Source organism: Peptoniphilus grossensis ph5 (assembly GCF_000311825.1).
GTDB lineage: Bacteria > Bacillota > Clostridia > Tissierellales > Peptoniphilaceae > Peptoniphilus_A > Peptoniphilus_A hominis.
The window spans coordinates 790,619-793,979 of record NZ_HE978566.1; the positions used below are offsets into that span (position 1 = coordinate 790,619).

Consider the following 3,361-nt stretch of genomic DNA (forward strand, 5'->3'; position numbering starts at 1 on the left):
GAATAGATGCCAACCAAGCATGGTCACCTAAAGAAGCAGTTAGGATCTTAGACTCAATGCAAGAAAAACAACTAGACATTGAATTAGTAGAGCAGCCAGTAAAGGCACATGATTACCAAGGACTAAAATATGTAACAGACCACTCAATAGTACCAGTCTTGGCAGACGAAAGTGTATTTTCACCAGAAGATGCCATGACAATTCTAAACATGAAAGCAGCAGACTTAATTAACATAAAACTAATGAAGTGCGGAGGACTTTATAACGCCCTAAAAATAGTTAGCATGGCAGAATTATGTGGAGTAGAATGCATGATAGGTTGCATGCTTGAAGCAAAGATATCAGTAAATGCAGCAGTACATCTAGCTTGTGCAAAGCAGATAATAACAAAGGTAGACTTAGACGGACCAGTCCTCTGTATAGAAGACCCAATAGAAGGAGGAGCTATCTTTGATGAGAAAGTAATAAAAGTATCTGACGATGTAGGGCTAGGAATAAAATCTGTCAAAGGAATAAAATATTTAGATATTTAAAATATTAATAGAATATGGAGTGTTAAGTATGATAAACTATGATAATTTAAAAAATGATATAGAGAACCTTATAAAAGAAAGTTCTGCATCTATATCTGTTACCTTTTGTGATCTAGATAATGACGAAAAATTTTCTATAAACGGAAATAAAAAAGTGCCATCAGCAAGTATGATAAAACTTTTAATAATGTTGACTCTTTTAAAAAAAGTTGAATTAAAAGAAATATCTCTTGATGAAAAAACAAAACTTGTGGAAGATAAGAGAGTTGGAGGTTCAGGAGTATTAAAGGATCTTTCTTGTGATCATTCTTTCACTATAAAAGAACTGTTGACGCTTATGATAATAATAAGTGACAACTATGCTACAAATATTTTAATTGAGAAAATTGGAATGGATAACATTAACAAGCTTGGTAAAGAGCTTAATCTTTTAGAAACTTCTCTTGAAAGAATCATGATGGATACAGATGCTCAGAGCAGAGGGTTAGATAATTTTACATCATCAGAAGATGTATTTTCTGTGTTGAAAATTATTTACGAAAAAAGTTTTTTAAGAGAGGATCTTTCAGAATTGGCTCTTGATATCTTACTAAGACAACAGGAAAGAGATAGGCTTCAAAGATATTTACCAGAAGATTTAAAAATTGCTAATAAAAGTGGCGATTTAGACTTTTTGGAAAATGACGGAGGAATATTTTTTACAAACAGCAAGAATTATATTTTAGTTGTTTTAGTAAACAATGCGGACTCAAATGTTATTGCCAAGGATATTATAGGTAAAATTTCGCTAAAAATTTATAATAGTGTTATAGAGTAAAATAAAATTGTTTTACATCTTTTGTGAGAGGCAAGAATAGTCACTCAAACAATTACTACTGCATATAAATGTGTTTTATAAAGTATACAAGATATAAGGTTTAAAAAAATGATGTTTAAAAATTGGTATTCTTTCTTAATCAACGAATATGGTCTCAAAGAATTAAATATTAGATGTCCTGATTGTAAAGAGGACAATTAAATCTTGTTTTTAATAGCAAATAAAGAGATTGTGAAATAATTTGTGTATGGAAACTCCTCCTGATAGTATAATAATAATAAGGAGGAATTTTTATAGCAAGAAAAAGACCAGAAACAAGACTTAACAAAATATCAAAAATGTTAATCGAAGAGTATCAACCAGAAACAGTACAAGATTTACAGGAAGCTTTAAAAGATCTTTTAGGAGATACAATGGAGCAAAATGCTTAAAGCAGAACTAGATGAGCATTTAGACTATAAATACGGAGAAACACCACTATCACTAAACACTAGAAATGGTTCAAGTAAGAAAACAGTCAAATCATCTTACGGAAACATAGACCTAGACATACTAAGAGATAGAGAAGGATCTTTTGAACCACAGGTATTAAAGAAATACGAAAAAGAAATATCAAACATAGAAAATCAGATAATATCCATGTACGCAAAAGGAATGACAACAAGAGATATATCAAGTCATATCAAAGATATCTATGGTTTTGGAATATCAGAAACAATGATAAGTAAAATAACAAATAAAATACCACCAACCATAGAAGAATGGCAAAATAGACCACTAGAACGACTATACCCAATGGTATTCTTAGATGCTATCCACTACCATGTAAGAGAAAACAATATAGTAGTAAAAAAAAGCAGTATATATAGCCCTAGGATACAATTTAGAAGGATTTAAAGAAATATTAGGAATGTGGGGTAGGAGAAAATGAATCAAGCAAATACTGGCTTTTAGTATTAAATCAATTAAAAGAAAGAGGACTAGAAGATGTACTCATATTCTCAACAGATAACTTACCAGGTTTTAGCCAAGCAATAGAAGCAGTTTATCCAAAATCAGAAATATACCCAAAGGGCACAAGCAAAAATGTATAATACACCAAATAAGAAACTCCACAAAATATGTATCATACAAAGACATAAAAGAACTAATGAAAGGCTTAAAAACAGTCTACAAGGCACCGACAGAAGAACTTGCTCTAACAAATTTAGATATCTTTGAAGAAAAATGGGTCAAAAAATATCCAATGTGTGTAAGCTCATGGAGGAACAACTGGGCAGAACTATCTACATATTTCAAATACACAGAAGGTATCAGAAAACTAATATACACAACAAATGCCGTGGAAAACTTCAATAGGCAACTAAGAAAAGTTACAAAAAATAAGGTCATATTTCCAAATGACTATGCACTACAAAAAAGCTTGTACCTAGCAATGGTAGATGCATCAAGCAAGTGGACATCAAGAATCTGTGGATGGGATCAAATATTATCTCAGCTAACAATATACTTTGAAGTCAGAATCTAATTTTCTGCCACAAAAATAATAAAAAATTTGAGAATTCCCGTCAAGGGTAAAGGCTACGCCTTGGTCTTACGACCAACCCTTGACAAAATCCTCAAATTTAAAAAAATCAATTAGGCAGAAAAGGTAGATTTTAAAATAAATCTTGACCTTTTAATTTTCTTGTGCCAAAATTAGCTTACAAAGATTCATAAAAGTGAATTTTTGAATATATTTAGTTTTAAGATATTTTTCAATAAAAAATATCAGCCACATCCTATCAGGAGGGCTGATACACAAAACTTTTCACACTACCGATTTAAATATTAAAGAGACCTACAATCAGGTCTCTTTTTCTATTCACAAAAAAGCCACCCCCAAATGTTGTGACCCCATAAAGTTGGACTTAATACCAGGACTAGTAGTTTGCTAGTTCTGGTATTATTTTATTACTTTCCACCCCTAGGGGTGGAATTTTTATGCTGCATTTTGTTCTCTGTATTCCAC

The 3,361-nt window shown here is 31.3% G+C and carries 2 protein-coding genes and 1 pseudogene; all 3 read left to right on the plus strand.

The features are described 5' to 3' along the window. On the plus strand, positions 1-533 hold a 533-nt coding region (locus HGPG_RS03760; protein ID WP_036731294.1), incomplete at its 5' end, for an enolase C-terminal domain-like protein. A gap of 28 nt (positions 534-561) precedes the next feature. Then, positions 562-1,350, plus strand: a complete 789-nt coding sequence (locus HGPG_RS03765) for a serine hydrolase (RefSeq protein WP_019124727.1) — start codon at positions 562-564, stop codon at positions 1,348-1,350. Between the two features lie 338 nt (positions 1,351-1,688). After that, a pseudogene (locus HGPG_RS03770) lies at positions 1,689-2,878 on the plus strand (IS256 family transposase). Positions 2,879-3,361 lie beyond the last annotated feature (483 nt).